This is a genomic window from Pseudomonas sp. TWR1-1-3 (assembly GCF_049896805.1).
In the GTDB taxonomy this organism is placed as follows: domain Bacteria; phylum Pseudomonadota; class Gammaproteobacteria; order Pseudomonadales; family Pseudomonadaceae; genus Aquipseudomonas; species Aquipseudomonas bubulae.
Window position 1 is genome coordinate 139,024 of record NZ_JAFCUZ010000002.1, and the last position, 24,395, is coordinate 163,418.

Here is a 24,395-nt window from a genome sequence, read left to right on the forward strand (position 1 = left end):
ATCAGGAATACCGCAACGCATGGGCCGGTTGAATCTTCGCTGCCCGATACGCCGGATACAGCGTAGCCAGAAAGCTCAGTACAAAGCCCGCACCGCAGATCAGCGCCACATCGCCGCCCTGCAGCTCGGATGGCAGGTTGCTGACAAAATACACGTCGGAACTGAAGATATGCTGCCCGGTCACCCGCTCCATCCAGCCCACCAGCTCACTGACATTCAACGCCGCAATCACCCCCAGCACGCCACCGATCAAGGTGCCGACAATACCGATCACCGTGCCCTGCACCATAAAGATGGCCATGATCTGCCGCGGCGTGGCACCAATGGTGCGCAAGATCGCGATGTCGGCGCCCTTGTCGTTCACCACCATGATCAGCGTGGCGATGATGTTGAACGCCGCCACGGCCACGATCATCAGCAACAACAGACCGATCATGGTTTTTTCCATTTTCATGGCGCTGAACAGGCTGCCCTGGGTGTGAGTCCAGTCGTCAGCCTTGTAACCATCCCCCAGGCCGGCCGCCACTTGCTGTGAAACCTGCGGTGCCGCGTACAGATCCTTGACCGCCAGGCGCACGCTTTGCACCTGATTCGGCTCCCAGTGTTGAATGGCTGCAGCATCGGCCATATGGATCAGGCCCATGGTGCCATCCAGTTCAGCGCCGACCTTGAAGATACCCACCACATTCAACCGCTGCAGGCGCGGAGTAATGCCACCAGGCGCGGTGCTGGCCTCGGGGACGATCAGGGTGATCTTGTCACCCACGCCCAAACGGAAGCGCCGCGCAACAATATCGCCCAGCACCACACCGTATTCGTCGGGTTTCAAGTCCTGGAGGCTGCCCTGCATGATGTGCTGGGTCACGATCGAGACCTTGCCTTCCTGCTCCGGATCGATGCCGCTGATCTGGATCGGCTGCATCGAGCCTTTATAGGACAGCATGCCGTCCAGCTCGGTAAACGGCACGGCTGCCGTCACCTCAGGGTTTTTCATCGCGGCCTCGGCCACCGGGCGCCAGTCATCGATGGGCTTGACGCCCACGATGGTCGCGTGGGGCACCATGCCGAGGATGCGGTTACTCATTTCACGCTGGAAGCCGTTCATCACCGACAACACCACGATCATCGCCAGCACGCCGAGGGCGAGGCCGATCATCGAGGTCATGGAAATAAACGAAACAAAACGATTGCGGCGCTTGGCGCGGGTATAGCGCGTGCCGATAAAAATCGATAACGGTCTGAACATTCGCGGGCACCGTATAAAAATTGAAGACCTGACGCCCGCTTGCAGGCGTCAGATGCTGGCCAGTCAGATCGTGGTCAGGCGACCTTCCTGAAGGTGCAACACGCGATCCATCTGGCGGGCCAGGTTCATGTCGTGGGTTACCACCAGGAACGCAGTGCGCATTGACGTGCTGAGTTCCAGCATCAGGTCCTGAATGCCCTGGGCCGTGTGCGAGTCGAGGTTGCCGGTTGGCTCATCGAGCATCACCAGCCCCGGCTTGTTGACCAGCGCCCGGGCAATCGCCACACGCTGGCGCTCGCCGCCCGACAGTTCGGCCGGCTTATGCTCCAGGCGATGGCCCAGACCCACCCGCGTCAGCAGCGCCGTGGCCCGCTCACGCGCCTCGGGAATCGCCGTCTTGCCGATCAACAGCGGCATGCAGACGTTCTCCAGGGCGGTGAACTCGGGCAACAGATGGTGAAACTGGTAGACGAAACCCAATGAGCGGTTGCGCAATAGGCCGCGGGCCTTTTCACCCAGCGCAGACAGTTCTTCACCGGCCAGCCAGACACTGCCGGTGGTCGGGGTATCGAGGCCGCCGAGCATATTGAGCAAGGTACTTTTGCCCGAACCCGAAGTCCCGACGATCGCCACCCGCTCACCGGGGTGCAGCTCAAGCTGCAGTCCCGACAGCACCACCACGGATTCCGGGCCTTCCTCGTAGGACTTGCCCAGGTCGCGGCAACTCAACACTGCTTGTTCTTTCATGCCCAACTCACTCATAACGAAGCGCCTGCGCAGGCTGGGTGCGCGCAGCACGCCAGGCCGGGTACAAGGTCGCGAGGAAACTCAGAACCAATGCCGCACCGCATACCATCAACACATCCTGCGCCTGCAATTGCGACGGCAGGTAGTCGATGAAATACACATCGGCATTGAGAAACTTGTGCCCGATCAGGCCTTCCAGGGCTGAGATCGCAGCGCTGACATTGAGCGCAGCAAGCATCCCGACCACCGCGCCGATGGCAGTACCCACCACACCGATAACGGTGCCCTGAACCATAAAGGTGGCCATGATGGTGCCCGGCGTCGCCCCCAGAGTACGCAGGATGGCGATGTCGCCTTTCTTGTCATTGACCACCATCACCAGCGTGGAAATGATGTTGAACGCGGCCACGGCCACAATCAGCAGCAACAGCAGGCCAATCATGGCTTTTTCCATGCGGATGGCCTGGTACAGGTTGCCGTGGGTACGGGTCCAGTCACGGGCGTAATACTGGCTCTCGCCCAGCTGCTGGGCGATTTCCCAAGCAGTGCGCGGCGCCTCGAACAGGTCATCGAACTTCAGCCGCAGGCCCTGTACCTGGTCAGGTTTCCAGCGCTGCAAACGCGCCAGGTCCTGCAGGTTGGTGATGCCCAGGTAGCCGTCGATCTCACCGGCACCGACATGAAAAATGCCCTGCACGGTAAAACGCTTCATGCGCGGGAACATGCCGGCCGGTGTCACCGTGACTTCCGGCGCAACGAAGGTCAGCTTGTCGCCGACGCTCACACCCAGCTTTTTCGCGGCCTTGTCGCCAATGATGATGCCGAAGCTGCCCGGGGTCAGCGAGTCGAGCTGGCCCTGCTGCATAAACCGGTCAATGATCGAGACATTGCGTTCCTGCGCCGGGTCAATGGCATTGAGCAGGACTTTCTGCACGTTGCCATCATTGGTCAGCAAGCCCTGCATCTGGGTAAACGGCGCAACCGCCTCCACCTTCGGGTTCTGCTTGACCTTGGCCGCCAGGCTTTGCCAGTCACTGATCGGCTGGTCGCCGACGATGGTCGCGTGGGGCACCATGCCCAGCACGCGGGTGCGCATCTCATGATCGAAGCCGTTCATCACCGATAACACGACAATCATCACGACCACGCCAAGGGCGAGCCCGATCATCGAGGTCAGGGAAATAAACGACACAAAATGATTGCGACGCTTTGCACGGGTATAACGCGTGCCGATAAATAAAGAGAGAGGTCTGAACATGTCGGGGCTTGTTCGAGGGAAAAGAAGACGTCCTTGTGGCGGGGCCTGATAAGCAGCTTTACACTCAGACCACAGCCGCCATCATGGGTTCGCCATGTCGACATTAGATGAAGCAGATCGCCGCGAATACTACCGTATCGAGGATATGATCGCACTGGAAATAACCCCGCTGTCGGCCCTCGAAGCCGCGAGCAGTGAAGTGTTGCAGGATGAGTCACCGCTGTTCAATTTGCTCAGCGAATTGCACCTGAGCGAATTCGAGTCCCAGCATTTGCTGCGCCAGATCAGCGAACGCGACCGCACCCTTTCCAGCTACCTTAAAACCCTGAACAAACGTGTCGAACTGCTGAGCCAGATCGTTGCGCAAACGGTGCTGGGCCAGATCGGTGAACTGCAGCCGGTCATGCTGTCCGAAGGCGGTATCGAGTTCCATCACCCGCACCCCTGCCCGGCGGGCAGCCACCTTTCAGTCAAGCTGGTATTGATGCCCCAGGCCCTGGGCTTGTTGTTACGCGCCCGCGTCATCGATTGCCAGGCACAGGATGCCGGTTACCGCGTCAATACCGAATTTGAATCCCTCACCGATACGCAGCGCCAGTTGCTGGCGCGCTACATTTTGCAAAAACAGGCACAGGCGCGCCGCCTGGCCCGCGAACAACAAACATCCGCGCCCGAGTAAGCACCGGGCCGTGATCACTCTGTACAAGGAGCAAATGTGACCCTGATTTATGGCCATCGCGGCGCCAAAGGCGAAGCACCGGAAAACACCCTTGCCAGCTTTGAGCAATGCCTCAAGCATGGCGTACGGCGCTGTGAGCTCGACCTGCACCTGTCGAAGGACGGTGAGCTGATGGTCATCCACGACCCGACCCTCAAGCGCACCACGGACCGGCGCGGCAAGGTTATCGAGCACACGGCTGCCGACCTGGTGACCTATGACGCGCGCAAGGGTGGCCCGGGCTGGATGCAGCCGTGCCCGATCCCGCGCCTTGAGGAGCTGTTTGAAAAGTGCGACTTCGAGCACTGGCAACTGGAGGTCAAGAGCGCCTCGCGCACCCGCGCAGCAACCACCGTGCTGGCAATCCGCGAAATGGCGGTACGTCACGGGCTGATGGACAAGGTCACGGTCACGTCAAGCTCGCGTGAGGTGCTCAAGGCTGCGCTGGAGTTGACGCCAGACCTGTCCCGCGGCCTGGTGGCCGAATACGCCTGGCTCGACCCGATCAAGGTCGCCCAGAGTTATGGCTGCGAGATGCTGGCATTGAACTGGACACTGTGCACGCCTGAACGCCTGGAGAAGGCCCAGCGTCAGGGTTTGCATGTGTCGGTATGGACAGTCAACGAACCTGCGCTGATGCGCAGGCTCGCCGACTTCGGCGTAGATAGCCTGATTACAGACTTTCCCGGTTTGGCCACTGCCACCCTCGGGAATAGCTGAAATCGGTCTCCCCGGCCGGCTCAGGCCACCGGCCGGAGCCGCTCAAAAAAGCCGGTTGAGGCCATCGTAGGCGGCTACCCGATAGGCTTCGGCCATGGTCGGGTAGTTGAACGTCGTGTTCACGAAGTACTTCAGGGTATTGAGCTCGCCCGGCTGGTTCATGATCGCCTGGCCGATGTGCACGATCTCTGATGCCTGATAACCGAAGCAGTGAACGCCCAGCACTTCAAGGGTTTCACGGTGGAACAGGATTTTCAGCATGCCCTGCGGCTCGCCGGCAATCTGTGCACGCGCCATGCTCTTGAAAAACGCCTTGCCCACTTCGTACGGCACCTTGGCCTGGGTCAACTCCTGCTCGTTCTTGCCGATCGAGCTGATCTCCGGAATGGTGTAGATGCCGGTCGGCACGTCATTGACGAAGCGCCAGCTGCCGTTATCAACGATGCTGCCCGCTGCCGAACGCCCCTGGTCGTGGGCGGCACTGGCCAGGCTTGGCCAGCCGATTACATCACCTGCGGCAAAAATGTTCGGCACGGTGGTGCGGTAGTTTTCATCAACCGTGATCTGGCCACGGCCATTGGCCTTGATGCCGATGTTTTCCAGACCCAGCAGATCGGTGTTGCCGGTACGGCCATTGCACCAGAGCAAGGCGTCGGCCTTGATCTTCTTGCCGGACTTGAGATGCAGGATCACGCCGTTTTCGACGCCTTCTACCCGCTCGTACTCTTCGTTGTGGCGTACGGTGATGTTGTTGTTGCTGAAGTGGTAGCTCAGCGCTTGCGAGATCTCGGAATCGAGGAAGCTCAACAGTTGCTCGCGGTTATCCACCAGCTCAATCAACACCCCCAGACCACTGAAGATCGACGCGTATTCGCAGCCGATCACGCCTGCCCCGTAAACAATCAGCTTACGCGGGGTGTGGCCCAGACTGAGGATGGTGTCGCTATCGTAGATACGCGAGTGAGTGAAATCGATATCAGCCGGGCGATACGGGCGCGAGCCGGTGGCGATAATGATTTGCTTGGCCATCAGGGTTTCGACAACGCCGTTGGTGCACACCACTTCGATGGTTTGCTCGTCGGTGAAGCTGCCGGTGCCGAAGAACAGGTCGACGCGATTACGTGCGTAGTAACCGGTGCGCGAAGCCACTTGCTTGGAAATAACCTTCTCGGCACTTTTCAGTACGTCCGGGAACGAGAACCAGCGCGGCTCACCAATGGCCCGAAACATCGGATTGGTGTTGAACTGCATGATCTGGCGAACCGAGTGACGCAAGGCTTTGGACGGGATCGTGCCCAAGTGCGTGCAGTTGCCGCCAACCTGACGCCGGCTATCCACCATTGCCACCTTGCGCCCTGCTTTTGCGGCGTTCATTGCCGCACCTTCTCCTGCCGGGCCGGAACCCAGTACCACTACGTCGTAGTTGTAGACAGCCATGCGTACTCCTCAGAACAGGCCGTGGCACCGCTTTGGGCACCTACGGCTAAATCATGTCGCGGCCAGCGCCATGAAGGATCAAAACGTGGGGCACAGTCTATAGAAGCCTGAACGCCGCGAACATTAACCCTTGGTCTGGTCGTTGGCTATTTTTGTGTTCACTACATCCCATCGCGCGCGCGAGCCTGCCTAGCAGCTGCCGCACACTTAGCAAAACTGGCATAACCTCTAACAACCCATCGATCAGAGCCATCCACCATGCGCCAGTTGTTGATCGTATTGTTGCTGCTTTACTCCACCACCAGCCTGGCCGATGAGTCAGCTCGGCTAAAAGAAGCCAACTTTCCCGCCCAATGGCGCGATGGCACGCAACTCATGGAACGCAAAGGCCAGATCGTGCTGACCTACCTCTGGGCCGATATCTATGCCGCAGCCCTTTTCACCCAGCCAGGCATCCAACCGCAACAGGCCTTTGACGAACAGCGCGAGCTGCGCCTTGAGCTGTTCTATCTGCGCGATCTGGAGCACAGCGATATCACCCGGGCCTCGGCCACCATCCTCAAGCGCCAGCAACCGGCAGCCACCCTGGCTCGCCTCGACGCCCCGCTAAAACAACTTCAGGCCAGTTTTGGCGATATCAAACGCGGCGATCGCTACGCCCTGGACTACAACCCGCAACGCGGGCTGAAGCTGGAGCGCAATGGTCAGGTCATTTTCACCAGCCAGAATCATCAACTGGCCAAAATCTACCTGGGCATCTGGCTCGCACCCGAAGGTCTGCCCGACCCTCTGCGCCTGAGCCTGCTTGCGCAAAGGCCCTAGCCCGGCCGTGTAGCGCCAACAAATGTTGCCTACACACTTTGTTACACATATGGTTACAAAACTGTTTTGCGCAATGGCGCAGGTCATTGCCTGGCAGTGTGGACGAGTAAAAACACGGATAACGCATAAAAACAGATAAGAGCGGGTGATTTCTGATGGCCTCCAGTACGGGCAAAGGCAAGGCGATTTTTCGCGTTGTCAGCGGTAACTTCCTAGAGATGTTCGACTTTATGGTCTTTGGCTTTTACGCCACGGCCATTGCCAAAACCTTCTTCCCAACCGATAGCGCTTTTGCCTCACTGATGCTCGCCCTGGCCACCTTCGGTGCCGGTTTTCTCGCGCGCCCGCTGGGTGCGATTTTTCTCGGTGCCTATATTGACCGCCACGGCCGTCGCAAGGGCCTGATCATTACCCTGGCCCTGATGGCCATGGGTACCGTACTCATCGCCTGCGTGCCGGGCTACGCCACCCTGGGTGTTGCCGCACCCCTGCTGGTGTTGCTCGGGCGCTTGCTGCAAGGTTTTTCGGCTGGCGTGGAACTGGGCGGGGTGTCGGTGTACCTGGCAGAAATCGCCACACCGGGCCGCAAGGGTTTCTTCGTCAGCTGGCAGTCGGCTAGCCAGCAGGCTGCCGTGGTGTTCGCAGGCTTGCTGGGGGTTGGTCTCAACCATTGGCTAAGCCCTGAAGAAATGGGTGAATGGGGCTGGCGGATTCCGTTTCTGCTGGGTTGCATGATTGTGCCGGTGATCTTTGTGATCCGCCGCTCGATGGAAGAAACTCCTGAGTTCGAAGCCCGCAAACATCACCCTACCCTGCGTGAAATCCTTCGCTCAGTCGGTCAGAACTTTGGCTTGGTGCTGGGTGGCATGGCCCTGGTGGTGATGACTACCGTGTCGTTCTATCTGATCACTGCCTATACCCCGACCTTCGGCAAGGCCGAGCTACATCTGTCGGACTTCGATGCCTTGCTGGTCACAGTGTGCATTGGCCTGTCGAACTTTTTCTGGCTGCCGGTCATGGGCTCGCTGTCGGACAAGATCGGGCGTAAACCGCTGCTGCTGGGTGCGACCATCCTGGCGATCCTGACCGCCTACCCGGCGTTGTCCTGGCTGGTGGCCAACCCGAGCTTCAGTCATCTGCTGATTGTCGAACTGTGGCTGTCGTTCCTGTATGGCTCGTACAACGGCGCGATGGTGGTTGCCCTGACCGAAATCATGCCAGTTGAAGTGCGCACCACCGGTTTTTCCCTGGCCTACAGCCTGGCGACCGCCACTTTCGGTGGCTTTACTCCGGCGGCTTGCACTTACCTGATTCATGCCCTGGACAACAAGGCCGCCCCCGGTCTGTGGCTGACCGGGGCGGCGATACTGGGCCTGATTGCGACCGTGGTGTTGTTCCGTGGCAATCAGCATCAATTGCGTACGGCACAATCGGCGGTGGCGGGTAATGCCTGACCCCTGTGGGAGCGGGCTTGCCCGCGATGCCAGCAACGCGGTCTGACTGAACAGCCGCGCTGATCCCATCGCGAGCAAGCCCGCTCCCACAGGTTTCCCGCACAAACAAAAACGCCCCGACAAGTCGGGGCGTTTTCAGTTGCGGCGGTTGCTTAGCGCGGGAACGCTGGCGGGTTGACCCCGGCCATGTCTTCCATCACGCGTACTACCTGGCAGCTGTAACCGAATTCGTTGTCGTACCACACGTACAGCACAACGCGGTTGTCATTGCAGATCGTCGCTTCAGCATCCACCACACCGGCGTGACGCGAACCCACGAAGTCAGTGGACACCACTTCCTGGGAGCTGACGAAGTCGATTTGCTTGTGCAGATCGGAGTGCAGCGCCATGTGACGCAGGTACTCGTTCATTTCTTCACGGGTAGCCGGCTTCTCAAGGTTCAGGTTGAGGATGGCCATCGACACGTTCGGCGTCGGCACACGGATCGCGTTACCGGTCAGCTTGCCGGCCAGCTCAGGCAATGCCTTGGCAGCAGCGGTAGCAGCACCGGTCTCGGTGATAACCATGTTCAGCGCGGCGCTACGACCACGGCGGTCGCCCTTGTGGAAGTTGTCGATCAGGTTCTGGTCGTTGGTGTACGAGTGAACCGTTTCAACGTGACCATTGACGATGCCGAACTTGTCGTTGACAGCCTTGAGCACCGGCACGATGGCGTTGGTGGTGCAGGATGCCGCCGAAACGATCTTGTCGTCTGCGGTGATTTCGCCGTGGTTGATGCCGTGAACGATGTTCTTCAGCTTGCCCTTGCCCGGAGCGGTCAGGACCACGCGATCGATACCAGGGCACTGCAAGTGCTGGCCCAGGCCATCGGCATCACGCCATACACCGGTGTTGTCCACCAGCAGGGCGTTCTGGATACCGTACTGGGTGTAGTCCACTTCGGTAGGGTTTTTCGCGTAGATAACCTGAATCAGGTTGCCGTTGGCGGTGATGGTGTTGTTGGCTTCATCGACCACGATGGTGCCATCGAACGGGCCATGCACCGAGTCACGACGCAGCAGGCTGGCACGCTTGACCAGATCGTTGTCGGCGCCTTTGCGCACAACGATGGCACGCAGACGCAGACCGTCGCCACCACCGGTTTTTTCAATCAGGATGCGCGCCAGCAGACGGCCGATACGACCGAAGCCGTACAGCACAACGTCAGTACCTTTACGTGCAGAAGCGTTTTGCTGACCCACAACATCGGCCAGTTCTTCGCGCACAAACTGCTCAGCCGTGCGGCCATTGCCTTCGGCCTTGAACTTCACGGCCAGCTTGCCCAGGTCTACCGAAGCAGCGCCGAGCTTGAGCTCGCTCATTGCCTTGAGCAACGGGAAAGTTTCGTGCACGGACAATTCGATGTCATCGGACTGACGATGGCGAGCAAAGCGGTGAGCCTTGAGAATCGCAATGACTGAACGGTTGATCAGGCTGCGGCCATAGATCGAGCTAACCACATTGTTATTGCGGTAAAGCTGACCGATAAGCGGAATCATCGCTTCTGCGAGTGCTTCACGGTCGATCCATTCACCAAGACACTGGTCGGGCTTCTGAGTCACGGGAACCTTCCACATGTAGGGGCTGAAAAAAGGGGCTACATTATGCCGCTGCGCCCATGCAGGGGCAATGCACGCCTGTCATACGCCGTTACTGAAACGATTAAGCATCAACAAATATAGGCGAAAAATTTTATAACAACTGCCATTTCATCAGTCTGCTGCCCTTGCACAGCCCCTTTGGCACCCCCATGTCAGTGTTATGCGCTGATTTGCGCCGCTGTTAAAGGCTGCAACTGACAGCCAGCCCCTTGGCCCGTTACAATCGCCAACTTTGTCGCAACGCTTGGAGCTCAACCTTCCGTGCCCGTCCTGCGTCTACCGAAACTCCCTGCCACGGCAGGTAAACAGCACTGGAGCAATCTGCCCGGTGCCGCCCTGAGCCTCGCGATTGCCGAGGCTGCCAGCGCCGCCAGGCGCTTCACCCTGCTCCTGACCGCTGACAGCCAAAGCGCCGAGCGTCTTGAGCAGGAACTGAGATTCTTTGCCCCCGACTTGCCGGTGCTGCATTTTCCCGACTGGGAAACCCTGCCTTACGATCTGTTCTCGCCGCACCAGGACATCATCTCCCAGCGTATCGCCAGCCTGTACCGGCTGCCGGAACTGAGTCATGGTGTTTTGGTAGTGCCGGTGACCACCGCCCTACATCGCCTGGCCCCGACCAAGTTCCTGCTCGGCAGCAGCCTGGTGCTGGACATCGGCCAGAAGCTGGATGTGGAGCAAATGCGTACCCGGCTTGAGGCCAGTGGCTATCGCTGCGTCGATACGGTGTATGAGCATGGCGAGTTCGCCGTGCGCGGCGCGTTGATCGACCTGTTCCCGATGGGCAGCAAACTGCCTTACCGGATCGACCTGTTCGACGACGAAATCGAGACCCTGCGCACCTTCGACCCCGAGACCCAGCGCTCGATCGACAAGGTTGAATCGGTGCGCCTGCTGCCGGCACGTGAGTTCCCGCTGCAAAAAGACGCGGTGACCCGGTTCAAGGCGCGCTTTCGCGAGCGTTTTGATGTCGACTTCCGTCGCTGCCCGATCTTTCAGGACTTGAGCAGCGGCATCACCCCTGCGGGTATCGAGTACTACCTGCCGCTGTTTTTCGATGAAACCTCGACCCTGTTCGACTATTTGCCGGCTGACACGCAAGTGTTCTCGCTGCCAGGCATCGAGCAGGCCGCCGAGAATTTCTGGTCTGACGTACGCAACCGCTACGAAGAGCGCCGTATCGATCCGTCGCGACCACTGTTACCGCCTGCCGAGCTGTTCCTGCCGGTTGAAGACTGCTTCGCCCGCCTGAAAAACTGGCCGCGGGTGGTCGCCAGCCAGGATGACATCGACACCGGCAGCAGCCGTGAGCGCTTCCCGGCGCAACCGCTGCCCAACCTGGCCATCGAAGCCAAGGCCAACCAGCCATTGGCGGCTTTGTCCGGTTTCCTTGAGCAGTTTGATGGCCGCGTGCTGTTTACCGCCGAATCGGCCGGGCGCCGCGAAGTGCTGCTCGAACTGCTGGAACGCTTGAAGCTGCGACCCAAAACAGTCGACAGCTGGCCGGACTTCGTCGCCAGCAAGCACCGCCTGGCGATTACTATCGCCCCGCTGGATGAAGGCCTGCTGCTGGAGGATCCGGCGCTGGCGCTGATCGCCGAAAGCCCGTTGTTCGGCCAGCGCGTGATGCAGCGCCGGCGCCGGGAAAAACGCGCCGATGCCAACAACGATGCGGTGATCAAGAACCTCACCGAGTTGCGCGAAGGCGCACCCGTTGTGCATATCGACCACGGCGTAGGTCGCTATCAGGGCCTGGCCACACTTGAAGTCGATAATCAGGTGGCCGAGTTCCTGACCCTGGAATACGCCGAAGGCGCCAAGCTCTATGTGCCGGTGGCCAACCTGCACCTGATCGCCCGCTATACCGGCAGCGATGATGAACTGGCGCCGCTGCACCGCCTGGGCTCGGAAACCTGGCAAAAGGCCAAGCGCAAGGCCGCCGAACAAGTGCGTGACGTGGCTGCCGAGCTGCTCGACATCTACGCCCGCCGAGCAGCCCGCGAAGGCTATGCATTTGCCGATCCGAAAGCGGATTACGCAACCTTCAGTGCCGGCTTCCCGTTTGAAGAAACCCCGGACCAGCAAACCACCATCGAAGCCGTACGCGCCGACATGCTGTCGCCCAAGCCCATGGATCGTCTGGTGTGTGGCGACGTGGGCTTCGGCAAGACCGAAGTGGCCATGCGCGCGGCCTTTATTGCGGTGCATGGCGGCCGTCAGGTGGCCATTTTGGTACCCACCACCCTGCTCGCCCAGCAGCACTACAACAGCTTCCGCGACCGTTTTGCCGACTGGCCGGTAACGGTCGAGGTGATGAGCCGCTTCAAGTCGGCCAAAGAGATCAACCAGGCAGTCGCCGACCTGGCCGAAGGCAAGATCGATATTGTCATCGGCACCCACAAGCTGCTGCAGGACGATGTCAAAATCAAAAACCTGGGCCTGGTGATCATCGATGAAGAACACCGCTTCGGCGTGCGCCAGAAAGAACAGCTCAAGGCCTTGCGCAGTGAAGTCGACATCCTGACCCTCACCGCCACGCCGATCCCGCGTACGCTGAACATGGCCGTGTCAGGCATGCGCGACCTGTCGATCATCGCCACGCCGCCGGCGCGCCGGCTGTCGGTGCGCACCTTCGTCATGGAACAGAACAAAAGCACCGTCAAAGAGGCGTTGCTGCGTGAGTTGCTGCGCGGCGGGCAGGTCTACTACCTGCACAACGACGTTAAAACCATCGAGAAATGTGCGGCCGAACTGGCCGAGCTGGTGCCTGAAGCACGGATCGGTATCGGCCACGGGCAAATGCGCGAACGCGAACTCGAACAGGTGATGAGTGACTTCTATCACAAGCGCTTCAACGTGCTGATCGCCTCGACCATCATCGAGACCGGGATCGACGTGCCGAGCGCCAACACCATCATCATCGAGCGCGCCGACAAGTTCGGCCTGGCACAGTTGCACCAGTTGCGCGGCCGCGTCGGACGCAGCCATCACCAGGCCTATGCCTATCTGCTGACGCCACCGCGCCAGCAGATTACCGGGGACGCGCAAAAACGCCTGGAAGCCATCGCCAACACCCAGGACCTGGGTGCCGGCTTTGTCCTGGCCACCAACGACCTTGAAATCCGTGGCGCGGGCGAGTTACTGGGGGATGGTCAAAGCGGCCAGATTCAGGCGGTTGGTTTTACCCTGTACATGGAAATGCTCGAACGTGCGGTCAAGTCGATCCGCAAGGGCGAGCAACCCAACCTCGACCAGCCGCTGGGTGGCGGCCCGGAAATCAACCTGCGGGTACCTGCGCTGATTCCCGAGTCGTATCTGCCGGATGTGCATGCGCGACTGATCCTCTACAAACGTATTGCCTCGGCAACCGATGAAGAGGGCCTCAAGGACTTGCAGGTCGAGATGATCGACCGCTTCGGCCTGCTCCCCGAGCCGACCAAGAACCTGGTACGCATCACCCTGCTCAAATTGCAGGCCGAGCAACTAGGCATCAAAAAAGTCGACGCCGGCCCGCAGGGCGGGCGCATCGAGTTTGCCGCCGACACCCCGGTTGACCCGATGGCGCTGATCAAATTGATCCAGGGCCAACCCAACCGCTACAAATTCGAAGGCGCGACCCTGTTCAAATTCATGGTACCCATGGAGCGCCCGGAAGAACGCTTCAATACCATTGAAGCGCTGTTCGAGCGCCTGACGCCGAAGTCTTCCTGAATGAAAAACCCATGCCCCTGAACCCCACCGACCGACTGACCCAGCCGCTGGCACCAAGCTGGGTCAGTCGCTTCAAGGAACAAAGCCTTGAGCGTGGCCGCCGCTACGCCAAGGAAAATCGGGTCAGGATCGCCCAGATCGGCGACAAGCTGATAACTGCCAGCTGTCAGGGCTCTGGCGAAAACATCTACCGACAGACCATTCAGTTGCGCGACTCGGCCAAAAGCACCTTGCTGCTGGTCAGCGCCCACTGTACCTGCCCGGTGCGGGTTAATTGCAAGCACACCGCAGCCGTCTTACTGAAGATTGAAGAAACCTTGAACTACCCCGCCGCTGCTCAGGATGCCGAGCTTCTGGAAAAACTCCAGGCCGTACTCGACTCACGTCGCCCCAACAATCTGCCAGAACAGCTGGTCGAGGACGTCCAGCCAGTACCGCGACTGTGGCTGGCCAGTGCCGAATTCAGCGCTTTCGAGCCGCGCAACGGCAAAATGCAACGCTATATCCAGCACCGCGCCGCCCTGTCGTTCAACTACCTGGACCAGTACGTGAGCGGGCAAAAAAACGCTGACATCCTGCTGCGCCAGGAACAGCAAACCCTGCGCATCAAGCGCAAGCCCGAGGTCGAAAACCTTTACCGCGAGCAACTGCGCAGCCTGGGCTTTAAAATTGCCACGCGCCAGAGCAAGGCACTACCGGAAAGCGCCGGCGAGCTGTTTGAGCTGGTCAATGACAGTGCCTGGCTGAATTTCACCCTCAACCAGTTGCAAGGCCTGGCCGAAAAGGGCTGGGAGTTGCAGATCGATGAAGGTTTCGGCTTTGACCTGACCCCGGTAGAAGACTGGTATGCCACTGTCGACGAAGCCCCGGAGCGCGACTGGTTTGACCTGGAGCTGGGGATTATCGTCAACGGCCAGCACCTGAGCCTGCTGCCGATACTGCTCAACCTGATGCGCTCCCACAGCGACATCCTCAACCCGGAAAAACTCGCCCGGCGCAGGGACGACGAACTGATCCTGGTGAATATTCCGGCCAACCCTGCCAGCGGCCATGGTCCGCTGCAGGTTGCGCTGCCGTACGGGCGGCTGAAACCGGTACTGGCCACTCTGGACGAGTTTTATCTGGGCGAGCCGGACGCCACTTCTCTGCGGATCAAAAGTGCTGACGCGCCGCGGCTCAACGCCTTGGATGCACTCCCCCTGCGCTGGGAAGGTGGCGAGCAGATTCGCGGCTTCGCCCAGCGCCTGCGAGATATCAAGAACTTCAGCGTCGAAGCCCCCGAAGGGCTCAATGCCAACCTGCGCCCCTATCAGCTCGAAGGCCTGAGCTGGATGCAGTCATTGCGTCAGCTGGAAGTGGGCGGCGTGCTGGCCGATGACATGGGCCTGGGCAAAACCCTGCAGACCCTGGCGCATATCTTGTGCGAAAAAAATGCCGGCCGCCTTGATCGCCCAGCCATGATTGTGATGCCCACCAGCCTGATCCCCAACTGGCTCGACGAAGCGGCGCACTTTACGCCGCAGCTCAAGGTGCTGGCGCTGTATGGTGCCACGCGCAAGAAATATTTCGCGCACCTCAACGACTACGACGTGATCCTGACCACCTACGCCTTGCTGCCCAAGGACATCGAGCATCTGGCAAAACTGCCGCTGCACCTGCTGGTGCTGGACGAAGCACAGTACATCAAGAACCCCGGCAGCAAGGCCACCCAGGCCGCCTGCGAGCTGGTTGCCCGCCAGCGGCTGTGCCTGAGTGGTACCCCGCTGGAGAACCACCTGGGTGAGCTGTGGTCACTGTTCCACTTCCTGCTGCCCGGCTGGCTGGGCGACGTCAAGACTTTCAATCGCGACTACCGGGTGCCCATTGAACGCCAGGGCAGCAACGAGCGCCTGCAGCATCTCAATGCGCGAATCAAACCGTTTCTGCTGCGCCGCACCAAGGAGCAGGTCGCTACCGAACTGCCGCCCAAGACCGAAATCATCCACTGGGTGGACCTCAACGAAGCCCAGCGCGACGTGTACGAAACCATGCGCCTGGCGATGGACAAAAAAGTCCGCGACGAAATCACCCGCAAGGGCGTGGGACGCAGCCAGATAATTATCCTCGAAGCGCTGCTCAAACTGCGCCAGGTATGTTGCGACCTGCGCTTGGTCAGCGACACCCCGCCGAAAAAAGGCAGCACCTCGGGCAAGCTCGACAGCCTGATGCTGATGCTCGAAGAGCTGTTTGCCGAAGGCCGACGCATCCTGCTGTTTTCGCAGTTCACTTCGATGCTGGGGCTGATCGAGGCCGAGCTGAAAAAGCGCAAGGTGCCCTACGCCATCCTCACCGGGCAAACCCGGGACCGACGTACACCGGTCAAGGACTTCCAGAGCGGCAAGCTGCAGATTTTTCTGATTAGCCTCAAGGCGGGTGGTGTAGGCCTGAACCTTACCGAGGCCGACACGGTGATTCACTACGACCCTTGGTGGAACCCGGCGGCAGAAAACCAGGCCACTGACCGCGCCTATCGTATAGGCCAGGAAAAACCGGTGTTTGTGTACAAAATGATTGCCCGCGGCACTGTGGAAGAAAAAATCCAGCATTTGCAGCAGGAAAAGTCAGATTTGGCGGCAGGCGTACTGGACGGACGCGTCGCAGGGGACTGGAAACTGCAGGATGACGACATCGACGCATTGTTTGCGCCGTTGCCGCCTAAAACTGAAAAGCGCTGAAAATTGACGCAACTTGCGGCTTGATTCTGTAGCAGCTGCCGAGCTCCGCGAGGCTGCGTTCGGCGGCTGCTACGGACTTGATTAGCCCGCCAGCACCCGCGCCAACGTCGCTTTTACCTTGCCCATACCCTCATGCAGCGCCTGCTCGATTTCGGCCATGGTGATAATCGCTGTCGACTTGCCCGCTGCCGGGTTGACCACCAGCGCCAGGCACGCGTAATCCAGTTCCAGCTCGCGGGCCAGTGCCGCTTCCGGCATGCCGGTCATGCCCACGATGTCGCAACCGTCACGTTCAAGACGGGCGATTTCTGCCACTGTCTCAAGACGCGGGCCCTGAGTAGCGGCATAAACACCATGACTGCTGTAGGAGCAGCCCTCGGCCGCCAATGCGCCAATCAATTGCTCGCGCAACGATTCGGTGTAGGGATAGCTGAAGTCGATATGGGTCACCTGCTCCAGATCACCGGCAAAAAAAGTATGCTCGCGGCCACTGGTGTAGTCGATCAACTGATGAGGCACACAAAAATGCCCGGTGCCCATCGCCATATGAATCCCGCCCACGGCATTTACCGCGAGAATCGCTTCGGCCCCGGCCTGCTTCAGCGCCCACAGGTTGGCGCGGTAGTTGACCTGATGCGGAGGCACCCGGTGCGGATGGCCGTGACGGGCCAGGAACAACACTTCGCGGCCGCCAAACTCACCGATCTGGATATCTGCCGAGGTCGGCCCGTAGGGCGTGTCCAGCGCCAGCGCGCGGCTGATGGTCAGCCCTTCCAGCTGGGTAAGGCCCGTACCGCCGATAATTGCGTAAACCGTCATTGAGGCAGATCCCTTAATCAATTAATTGAGCATCTTTGAGTGCGCCCATCGCCACCAGCCAGCGCGGGCTCTGGCGATAATCGGTACTGGCCCAGGCCTGGCCACGCATGCGCGCAATCCGTGGCGATGGCGTAACTTTCAAGCGCTGCGCAGCACTGAGTGCCAGCTCTGCCGCGGCGCGGTCGTTGCATACCAGGCCCATGTCGCAACCGGCCGACAAGGCGGCCTCGATACGACTGGCGGCATCACCCACCACATGAGCACCAGCCATCGACAGGTCGTCACTGAAAATAACACCATCAAATTGCAGTTCACCGCGCAGGATGTCCTGCAGCCAGCGCCGGGAAAAACCTGCGGGTTGGCTGTCGACTTGCGGATAGATCACATGGGCCGGCATGACCGCCGCCAGTTGCTTGCTCAAACGGGCAAACGGCACCAGGTCATGGGCACGGATCTGCTCCAGGCTGCGCTCATCCGTAGGGATGGCTACATGAGAGTCAGCTTCAGCCCACCCGTGCCCCGGAAAGTGCTTACCGGTGGCAGCCATGCCCGCGTCGTTCATCCCGCGAATGAATGCCCCGGCCAATACAGCGGCGCGCTCGGGGTCACCCTCGAACGAGCGGCTGCCGACCACAGCACTGCGCTGATAGTCCAGGTCCAGAACCGGGGCAAAGCTCAAGTCCAGCCCCACCGCCAGCACTTCAGTGGCCATGATCCAGCCACATTGCTCGGCCAGGTACTCGGCATTGGGGTTGTCGGCAATGGCGCGCATGGCAGGCAGGCGCACAAAGCCCTGACGCAGGCGCTGCACGCGGCCGCCTTCCTGATCGACCGCCAGCAGCAGGTCCGGTCGTATGGCCCGAATAGAAGCACTCAACTCACGCACCTGGCGCGGGTGCTCGATATTGCGTGCAAATATGATCAATCCGCCCACTTCAGGCTGGCGCAGCAATTGCCGGTCTTCAGCCGTCAGCCAGGTACCGGCGACGTCCACCATCAAGGAGCCTTGCAAGGCAGAACTCATGGGAAATCCTTTAGAAAGAGAGAGCGCTTGTTAACCGGTCCGGATACGCAGGCACGGGCCTGCGCACCGCACTCCAGAGAGGCGGCGGCGAATTGGCAGACGGGAACAAGACAGGGCTGGGCATGACAGCTAGCTTAGCGGATCAAAGCTGCCGCGCCCACCCGCAGCGGGTCAAACCTTGACGCTGACCGGTGCAGTTTTACTGCGAGGACGCATCTGCGCACTGGCCATGGCCGGATCGCTGACGCCGCTCTGGGCACGCATGCCGGCGGCGAGAAACGGCACCATCAGGCGCATCACCTGCTCGATCGAGGTGTTAACGCCAAAATCGGTCTCGGCAATGGCACGCAGCGCCTTGATCCCCGACATGCTGAAGGCCGCCGCGCCGAGCATGAAATGCACGCGCCAGAACAGCTCGATGGGCGGGATCTGCGGAGCCGCTTCATTGACCAGCAGCATATAGCGGCGGAACACCTTGCCGTACATGTCTTCAAGATAGCGGCGCAAGTGGCCCTGGCTCTGGCTGAAGGCCAGACCCAGCAAACGCATGAAGATCGACAGGTCGTTGCCACTGCGTGGCTGAATCACCAGCGCCTGCTCGACCAGCATCTCCAGCAACTCCTCAAGAGTCGGGCGATTCTCCGGCTTGCCCTGACGGCGCTCCAGCTCACGGTCCAGGTTGGCGCAGAAAGGCCCCAGGAAGCGTGAGAACACCGCCTGGATCAGCGCTTTCTTTGAACCAAAATGGTAATTGACCGCCGCCAGATTGACCCCGGCCTTGCTGGTAATCAGCCGCAATGAAGTTTCAGCAAACCCTTTTTCCGCGAACAGCTGCTCGGCAGCATCAAGGATACGTTCAACGGTTTCCGACTGGGCCATGACTACTCCGCCTGACAAACATTTAAACACTTGTTTGAAACATACGTTTCAGCCAGTCAAAAGTCAAGATGACCTATTCGTTTTGCGACCGGTCGGTTTCGCATTTAACCACAGCCTCGGCCAGCCCGGCCCCAACTGATAAGGTACGGGCCACAACGCTTATCGACGACCGTCCAGCGGACTGCCGGAAATGGATGATTGCCAATACGCCTTCACTGTATATAATCCCAGTCACTGTATAAAAAGACAGAGCGATCATCATGTTAAAACTGACGCCACGCCAAGCTGAGATCCTGGCTTTCATCAAGCGATGCCTGGATGACAACGGATACCCGCCCACCCGTGCCGAGATCGCACAGGAACTGGGCTTCAAGTCACCCAACGCTGCCGAAGAGCACCTCAAGGCCCTGGCCCGCAAGGGTGCCATCGAGATGACCCCTGGCGCTTCACGAGGCATTCGCATTCCCGGCTTCGAAGCCAAGGCTGACGAATCCACCCTGCCCATCATTGGCCGGGTTGCTGCCGGTGCGCCGATCCTGGCGCAGGAACACGTTGAAGAGTCCTGCAACATCAACCCGACCTTCTTCCATCCGCGAGCTGATTACTTGCTGCGCGTACAGGGCATGAGCATGAAGGACGTCGGCATCTTCGATGGCGACCTGCTGGCTGTGCATACCTGCCGCGAAGCGCGTAACGGCCAGATCGTGGTAGCCCGCATCGACGACGAAGTGACCGTAAAACGCTTCAAGCGTGAAGGCAGCAAAGTCTGGCTTATCGCTGAAAATCCGGATTTTGCCCCTATTGAAGTCAATCTCAAGGAGCAGGAACTGGTTATTGAAGGCCTGAGCGTCGGCGTTATTCGCCGCTAATAGGAGGCGTCATGCAGTTCCCCCACACACCGCTGCCCGCACAACTGACCCTGTTCGAGGCGTTCATGGCACAACCCATGACCCCTGCGATCAAGGACGTGCTCGATTCACCCTGGAGCGCCGAACCTGAAGTCTTCAGTGAGCTGTCGCTACGCGGTGCTGCCGGAAACTGCCTGAACCTGCTTGCCCCCATGCTGCGCGAGCTGAGCGAGCAACAAAACGCCCGCTGGCTGACCCTGATCGCTCCACCGGCCAGCCTGACCCAAAGCTGGCTGCGCGATGCAGGCTTGAACCGCGAGCGTATTTTGCTGCTACAGCCCAACGGCAATAAAAGCGCCTTGCAGCTCACCTGCGAAGCGCTACGCCTGGGCCGCAGCCACACCGTTGTCAGCTGGATCAACCCGCTGAACAGCGCTGCACGCCAACAGTTGATCAGCGCAGCCCGCACCGGTCACGGGCAAAGCCTGAATATTCGCCTGGGCTAAACAACCAACGCTGCCACAGGGCCAGTGCAGAATGCACTTGCCTGGCTGCGGCACAGGGTTGCGGGGCGATTAATGAAGAATGCGCGGCCCGTCGTCTTTTTCCAGCTCGCCTTCTGCCAGCCGACCCGCCATTTGCACTCCGACGCTGAGCATGGCCTTGGCCACCTCTACGTGCTGACCCTGAAGAAAAGCCTTGGCATCTTCAGAAAAATTCAGCGTGACCAAAGACCCTTCGTCCTCAGCACGGCGCAACTCGATGCGGCCGTCTGGCAACTCGACAATTTCTAGAAAGGACGTTGGCATATAAATTTGTTCTCCACGAAAGCGTGGGAGTATATCAGCCATCCTATGGGAAATTCCCAGGATCTGTGCGCTTTGTACTACAGACTGATGAATGACTGTACCGTTTCGCTTATGACCCTCAGCACTCATTGAGTCCATCACGGAACCGAATGGCCAGCGCCTTGAGATTCTGGCGCCACTCTTCCATGGTTTCGCGGCTTAGCTCATGTGGCGCCTCGTCCTCCAGGCTGACCGTATCGATCAAAGGCTGGAATACATCTGCCTTGACCTTTTTCGGCGCCTGCAGCGGCTGATACAGCGCTGCATGGGTGGCCATCAGCTGCGCCAGCCAGGTTTGCGGCGCGCAAGCCAGCTCGACCAGCTCTGCCAGTTCAGGGATGGCTTTCTCGTCCAGCACCTGCCGGGTGAGCAACAACTCAACCCGTGGTGCGCTGGCTTGTGACAGGCGATAAAAGCCTGCAATTTCATGACACAGGCCTAGCAAGGCACCATATAAATGGAATACCGCCGCCTCGCGCTCGGCCTGAACCAGCGCCTGGGCATTCATGGCCCGACCTTCGCTCGCCTTGTTCATGGCCTCCAGGGCCAGACCGGCGAAATAGATCTTCTGATTGGTGCGGGTATAGAGTTCGTGAGCCATGCGGGCGCTCCACAGCGGATGGGTAAAGGCAGGTCGTGCAGTCTCAGGGATCAGGGCGTGCTGGCGCAAGGCCCACGCTCCCTAACGTCACGTGTGGGAGCGGGCTTGCTCGCGATGCAGGCGCTGAGGTGTTCCAGTCATACCGTGTCGATGCCATCGCGAGCAAGCCCGCTCCCACAAAAAGTGCTCCAGCGGCGACAACCACGCCCGGAACCGGCAAAAAAAAACCGCGCAAGGCATGCAGCCCTTGCGCGGTTTTTTATTCAGCTATCAGCTCGGATCAGGCGTCTTTGTCTTTACGCTTGTCTTCAACCTTCCAGCTCTTGCCATCGTAGAACGCACGCCAGCCAGTCGGCTTGCCATCCACTTCGGTCTGTACGTACTGCTCTTTGGTTTTGCGACTGTAGCGAATCACCGCCGGGCGACCATCCGGGTCTTTCTTCGGTGCTTCACACAGGAAATGGTACTTGGGATCGATCTCGTCCTTGTGCGGAATGATTTCAATCACCAGCGGCGCTCGGGTCTCGCGGTTCTTGGGGAACTGGCTGGCCGCCAGGAACAACCCCGAAGCGCCGTCACGCAGGATATACGTGTCGTTGACCTTCTCGCACTTGAGCTCCGGCATCTTCACCGGATCCATTTTCGGCGGCGCCGCTTCACCGCTTTTCAGCAGTTTGCGGGTGTTTTTGCATTCGGCATTGGTACAGCCGAAGAACTTGCCGAAACGACCGGTTTTGAGCTGCATCTCGCTGCCGCACTTGTCGCATTCAAGGCTCGGCCCTTCGTAGCCCTTGATCCGGTAGTTGCCTTCCTCGATCTCGTAGCCAACGCAATCCGGGTTGTTACCGCAGATATGCAGTTTGTGCTTCTCGTCCAGCAGGTAAGCGTCCATGGCCGTGCTGCAAATCGGGCAACGGTGCTTGCCCAGCAGTACCAGCGACTCGGATTCACCTTCGTCGTCGGCGGCAATTTCATCGCCCGGCACCAGGTTGACCGTGGCCTTGCAGCGTTCTTTCGGCGGCAGACTGTAGCCCGAGCAACCCAGGAATACGCCGGTCGATGCCGTACGAATCTGCATCGGACGACCACATTCCTTGCACGGAATATCTGTCATGACTGGCTGGTTGGCGCGCATGCCACCTTCCGGCGCAGCAGCAACTTCAAGCTTCTTCTTGAAGTCGCCGTAGAACTCGTCCAGCACGTTTTTCCAGTCGCGCTCACCTTGCGCAACGTCATCGAGGTTCTCTTCCATGCCGGCGGTAAAACCGTAGTCCATCAGGTCGGAGAAGCTTTCAGACAGGCGCTCGGTAACGATATCGCCCATTTTTTCGGAGTAGAAACGGCGGTTGTGCAACGCCACGTACCCCCGATCCTGAATGGTCGAGATGATCGCTGCATAGGTCGAAGGACGACCGATGCCACGCTTTTCCATCTCTTTTACCAGGCTGGCCTCGGAGTAACGCGCAGGTGGCTTGGTGAAGTGCTGGCTCGGATCAAGCTCGATCAACTTGAGCTTATCGCCCTGGGCCATGTCCGGCAGCACATCGTCGTCGCCCGGCTTGGCAATTTGCGGCATCACACGGGTGTAACCGTCGAATTTGAGGATGCGACCTTTAGCACGCAGCTCAAAATCACCGGCCGCCACAGTGACGGTGGTCGACAGGTATTTGGCCGGCAGCATCTGGCATGCCACGAATTGGCGCCAGATCAGCTCGTAAAGGCGCTCAGCGTCGCGCTCCATGCCCGTCAGCTTGCTCGGGTGCATGTTGACGTCGGAAGGACGGATCGCTTCGTGAGCCTCCTGTGCGCCTTCCTTGCTGCTGTACACGTTGGCTGCCGGCGGCAGGTAGTCCGCGCCGAACTCGCCTTCAATGTAGGTGCGTGCCATTTCGACCGCATCGGCCGACAGGTTGGTGGAGTCGGTACGCATGTACGTGATGTAGCCCGCTTCATACAAGCGCTGGGCCATCATCATGGTTTTCTTCACCCCGTAGCCCAGGCGATTGCTCGCTGCCTGCTGCAGGGTGGACGTGATAAACGGCGCCGACGGCTTGCTGCTGGTCGGTTTGTCTTCACGCTTGACGATGCTGTAGCTGGAAGCCTTGAGCTTCTCCAGGGCAGCCATGGCCTGGGTTTCGTTCAGCGGCTTGAACGCCTCGCCTTTTTCGCGGGCAACGTCGAAGCGCACCTTGGCACCCTTGGCGGTGCCAAGGTCGGCGTGAATTTCCCAGTATTCTTCGGGGTTGAACGCACGAATTTCGCGCTCACGCTCCACCACCAGCTTCACCGCCACCGATTGCACACGGCCTGCCGACAGGCCACGGGCAACCTTGGCCCACAGCAGCGGCGAAACCATGTAACCCACTACACGGTCGAGAAAACGGCGTGCCTGCTGAGCGTTGACCCGGTTGATATCCAGTTCACCCGGCTTGGAAAAAGCTTCCTGAATCGCCTTTTTGGTGATTTCGTTGAACACCACGCGCTTGTAGCGGCTGTCATCACCCCCGATGGCTTCGCGCAGGTGCCAGGCAATGGCTTCCCCCTCGCGATCCAAGTCGGTTGCGAGATAGATGGTGTCAGCATCCTTGGCGAGCCGGCGCAGCTCTTCGATGACCTTTTCCTTGCCCGGGAGGATCTCGTACTTGGCTTTCCAGCCATGTTCCGGATCGACGCCCATGCGCGAGATCAGCTGCTTTTGAGCTTTCTCTTTTGGCGACAGGGCCGGCGCCTCGCCGGCCGCAGCCTTACCACGCTTGGCAGCAGGTTCTTTGCTGGCGCTAGCCGAACCGCTGGTGGGCAGGTCTCGGATATGGCCGATACTCGACTTCACCACGTACTCGTTACCCAAGTACTTGTTGATGGTCTTGGCCTTAGCCGGGGATTCCACAATGACCAGCGATTTGCCCATG

At 59.6% G+C, this 24,395-nt stretch carries 19 protein-coding genes; 8 read left to right on the forward strand and 11 right to left on the reverse strand.

Going from position 1 to position 24,395, the window contains the following annotated elements; translation table 11 throughout:
• Position 1: 1 nt before the first annotated feature.
• The 3 genes from ACP7BE_RS08085 to ACP7BE_RS08095 all read right to left on the reverse strand — a co-directional run bounded on the left by ACP7BE_RS08085 (position 2) and on the right by ACP7BE_RS08095 (position 3,251).
• Complete coding sequence (locus ACP7BE_RS08085) at positions 2–1,246, reverse strand: lipoprotein-releasing ABC transporter permease subunit (RefSeq protein ID WP_426105471.1); 1,245 nt, start codon at positions 1,244–1,246, stop codon at positions 2–4.
• A gap of 63 nt (positions 1,247–1,309) precedes the next feature.
• On the reverse strand, positions 1,310–1,993 hold the full coding sequence (lolD, locus tag ACP7BE_RS08090; RefSeq protein ID WP_176464628.1) for a lipoprotein-releasing ABC transporter ATP-binding protein LolD: 684 nt from the start codon (positions 1,991–1,993) through the stop codon (positions 1,310–1,312).
• Between the two features lie 7 nt (positions 1,994–2,000).
• Complete coding sequence (locus ACP7BE_RS08095) at positions 2,001–3,251, reverse strand: lipoprotein-releasing ABC transporter permease subunit (protein WP_095002197.1); 1,251 nt, start codon at positions 3,249–3,251, stop codon at positions 2,001–2,003.
• Between the two features lie 94 nt (positions 3,252–3,345).
• On the opposite strand from ACP7BE_RS08095, the gene ACP7BE_RS08100 reads away from it, so the two are divergent.
• Positions 3,346–3,930, forward strand: coding sequence for a PilZ domain-containing protein (locus tag ACP7BE_RS08100; RefSeq protein ID WP_153327216.1), 585 nt, complete (start codon positions 3,346–3,348; stop codon positions 3,928–3,930).
• A gap of 36 nt (positions 3,931–3,966) precedes the next feature.
• Complete coding sequence (locus ACP7BE_RS08105) at positions 3,967–4,689, forward strand: glycerophosphodiester phosphodiesterase (protein ID WP_095002199.1); 723 nt, start codon at positions 3,967–3,969, stop codon at positions 4,687–4,689.
• Between the two features lie 42 nt (positions 4,690–4,731).
• Here the strand turns inward: ACP7BE_RS08105 and sthA are convergent, their stop codons facing one another.
• Positions 4,732–6,126 carry a Si-specific NAD(P)(+) transhydrogenase gene (sthA, locus tag ACP7BE_RS08110; protein WP_095002200.1) on the reverse strand — a complete coding sequence of 465 codons (1,395 nt, stop codon included), beginning with the start codon at positions 6,124–6,126 and terminating at the stop codon, positions 4,732–4,734.
• Between the two features lie 258 nt (positions 6,127–6,384).
• On the opposite strand from sthA, the gene ACP7BE_RS08115 reads away from it, so the two are divergent.
• Together ACP7BE_RS08115 and ACP7BE_RS08120 are read left to right on the forward strand one after the other, a co-directional pair.
• Complete coding sequence (locus ACP7BE_RS08115) at positions 6,385–6,948, forward strand: chalcone isomerase family protein (protein WP_426105475.1); 564 nt, start codon at positions 6,385–6,387, stop codon at positions 6,946–6,948.
• Positions 6,949–7,103: 155 nt separating this feature from the next.
• Positions 7,104–8,402 carry an MFS transporter gene (locus tag ACP7BE_RS08120; RefSeq protein WP_095002202.1) on the forward strand — a complete coding sequence of 433 codons (1,299 nt, stop codon included), beginning with the start codon at positions 7,104–7,106 and terminating at the stop codon, positions 8,400–8,402.
• A 152-nt stretch (positions 8,403–8,554) separates the two neighbouring features.
• On the opposite strand, the gene ACP7BE_RS08125 is transcribed toward ACP7BE_RS08120, so the two are convergent.
• Entirely contained in the window at positions 8,555–10,018 is a 1,464-nt protein-coding gene (locus tag ACP7BE_RS08125; protein WP_083369829.1) for a glyceraldehyde-3-phosphate dehydrogenase, read from the reverse strand.
• Between the two features lie 285 nt (positions 10,019–10,303).
• On the opposite strand from ACP7BE_RS08125, the gene mfd reads away from it, so the two are divergent.
• Together mfd and ACP7BE_RS08135 are read left to right on the forward strand one after the other, a co-directional pair.
• Positions 10,304–13,753: a transcription-repair coupling factor gene (gene mfd, locus ACP7BE_RS08130; protein ID WP_426105478.1), complete on the forward strand. Its 3,450-nt coding sequence runs from the start codon at positions 10,304–10,306 to the stop codon at positions 13,751–13,753.
• 11 nt (positions 13,754–13,764) lie between these two features.
• Positions 13,765–16,467, forward strand: coding sequence for an SNF2-related protein (locus ACP7BE_RS08135; protein WP_426105480.1), 2,703 nt, complete (start codon positions 13,765–13,767; stop codon positions 16,465–16,467).
• Between the two features lie 81 nt (positions 16,468–16,548).
• Here ACP7BE_RS08135 and ACP7BE_RS08140 read toward each other — a convergent pair whose 3' ends face one another.
• The 3 genes from ACP7BE_RS08140 to ACP7BE_RS08150 form a co-directional block, all read right to left on the reverse strand.
• Positions 16,549–17,286, reverse strand: coding sequence for an S-methyl-5'-thioinosine phosphorylase (locus ACP7BE_RS08140; RefSeq protein ID WP_095002206.1), 738 nt, complete (start codon positions 17,284–17,286; stop codon positions 16,549–16,551).
• A gap of 13 nt (positions 17,287–17,299) precedes the next feature.
• A complete protein-coding gene (gene nagZ / locus ACP7BE_RS08145) occupies positions 17,300–18,298 on the reverse strand; it encodes a beta-N-acetylhexosaminidase (RefSeq protein WP_169916728.1) in 999 nt (332 codons plus the stop codon).
• Between the two features lie 183 nt (positions 18,299–18,481).
• Positions 18,482–19,189, reverse strand: coding sequence for a TetR/AcrR family transcriptional regulator (locus tag ACP7BE_RS08150; protein WP_095002208.1), 708 nt, complete (start codon positions 19,187–19,189; stop codon positions 18,482–18,484).
• Between the two features lie 260 nt (positions 19,190–19,449).
• Between ACP7BE_RS08150 and lexA the strand changes: the two genes are divergently transcribed.
• Both lexA and sulA read left to right on the forward strand, forming a co-directional pair.
• A complete protein-coding gene (lexA, locus tag ACP7BE_RS08155; RefSeq protein WP_029611310.1) occupies positions 19,450–20,058 on the forward strand; it encodes a transcriptional repressor LexA in 609 nt (202 codons plus the stop codon).
• 11 nt (positions 20,059–20,069) lie between these two features.
• The gene (gene sulA, locus ACP7BE_RS08160; protein WP_426105483.1) at positions 20,070–20,543 is read left to right on the forward strand and encodes an SOS-induced cell division inhibitor SulA; all 474 of its coding nucleotides are present in this window, start codon (positions 20,070–20,072) and stop codon (positions 20,541–20,543) included.
• A gap of 69 nt (positions 20,544–20,612) precedes the next feature.
• On the opposite strand, the gene ACP7BE_RS08165 is transcribed toward sulA, so the two are convergent.
• The 3 genes from ACP7BE_RS08165 to topA all read right to left on the reverse strand — a co-directional run bounded on the left by ACP7BE_RS08165 (position 20,613) and on the right by topA (position 24,394).
• The gene (locus tag ACP7BE_RS08165; protein ID WP_003446620.1) at positions 20,613–20,846 is read right to left on the reverse strand and encodes a hypothetical protein; all 234 of its coding nucleotides are present in this window, start codon (positions 20,844–20,846) and stop codon (positions 20,613–20,615) included.
• 118 nt (positions 20,847–20,964) lie between these two features.
• Positions 20,965–21,486, reverse strand: a complete 522-nt coding sequence (locus tag ACP7BE_RS08170) for a DUF6586 family protein (protein ID WP_095023994.1) — start codon at positions 21,484–21,486, stop codon at positions 20,965–20,967.
• Positions 21,487–21,766: 280 nt separating this feature from the next.
• Positions 21,767–24,394 (reverse strand): type I DNA topoisomerase, encoded by a 2,628-nt coding sequence (gene topA, locus ACP7BE_RS08175; RefSeq protein WP_095019369.1) that lies wholly within the window; start codon positions 24,392–24,394, stop codon positions 21,767–21,769.
• Position 24,395 lies beyond the last annotated feature (1 nt).

Excerpts from the sequence above, each read along its gene's own strand:
- ACP7BE_RS08085 (WP_426105471.1), bottom strand. The coding sequence starts at position 1,246 with ATGTTCAGACCGTTATCGATTTTTATCGGCACGCGCTATACCCGCGCC.
- lolD (WP_176464628.1), bottom strand. The coding sequence starts at position 1,993 with ATGAAAGAACAAGCAGTGTTGAGTTGCCGCGACCTGGGCAAGTCCTAC.
- ACP7BE_RS08095 (WP_095002197.1), bottom strand. The coding sequence starts at position 3,251 with ATGTTCAGACCTCTCTCTTTATTTATCGGCACGCGTTATACCCGTGCA.
- ACP7BE_RS08100 (WP_153327216.1), top strand. The coding sequence starts at position 3,346 with ATGTCGACATTAGATGAAGCAGATCGCCGCGAATACTACCGTATCGAG.
- sthA (WP_095002200.1), bottom strand. The coding sequence starts at position 6,126 with ATGGCTGTCTACAACTACGACGTAGTGGTACTGGGTTCCGGCCCGGCA.
- ACP7BE_RS08115 (WP_426105475.1), top strand. The coding sequence starts at position 6,385 with ATGCGCCAGTTGTTGATCGTATTGTTGCTGCTTTACTCCACCACCAGC.
- ACP7BE_RS08120 (WP_095002202.1), top strand. The coding sequence starts at position 7,104 with ATGGCCTCCAGTACGGGCAAAGGCAAGGCGATTTTTCGCGTTGTCAGC.
- ACP7BE_RS08125 (WP_083369829.1), bottom strand. The coding sequence starts at position 10,018 with ATGTGGAAGGTTCCCGTGACTCAGAAGCCCGACCAGTGTCTTGGTGAA.
- ACP7BE_RS08135 (WP_426105480.1), top strand. The coding sequence starts at position 13,765 with ATGCCCCTGAACCCCACCGACCGACTGACCCAGCCGCTGGCACCAAGC.
- ACP7BE_RS08140 (WP_095002206.1), bottom strand. The coding sequence starts at position 17,286 with ATGACGGTTTACGCAATTATCGGCGGTACGGGCCTTACCCAGCTGGAA.
- ACP7BE_RS08150 (WP_095002208.1), bottom strand. The coding sequence starts at position 19,189 with ATGGCCCAGTCGGAAACCGTTGAACGTATCCTTGATGCTGCCGAGCAG.
- lexA (WP_029611310.1), top strand. The coding sequence starts at position 19,450 with ATGTTAAAACTGACGCCACGCCAAGCTGAGATCCTGGCTTTCATCAAG.
- sulA (WP_426105483.1), top strand. The coding sequence starts at position 20,070 with ATGCAGTTCCCCCACACACCGCTGCCCGCACAACTGACCCTGTTCGAG.
- ACP7BE_RS08165 (WP_003446620.1), bottom strand. The coding sequence starts at position 20,846 with ATGCCAACGTCCTTTCTAGAAATTGTCGAGTTGCCAGACGGCCGCATC.
- ACP7BE_RS08170 (WP_095023994.1), bottom strand. The coding sequence starts at position 21,486 with ATGGCTCACGAACTCTATACCCGCACCAATCAGAAGATCTATTTCGCC.
- topA (WP_095019369.1), bottom strand. The coding sequence starts at position 24,394 with ATGGGCAAATCGCTGGTCATTGTGGAATCCCCGGCTAAGGCCAAGACC.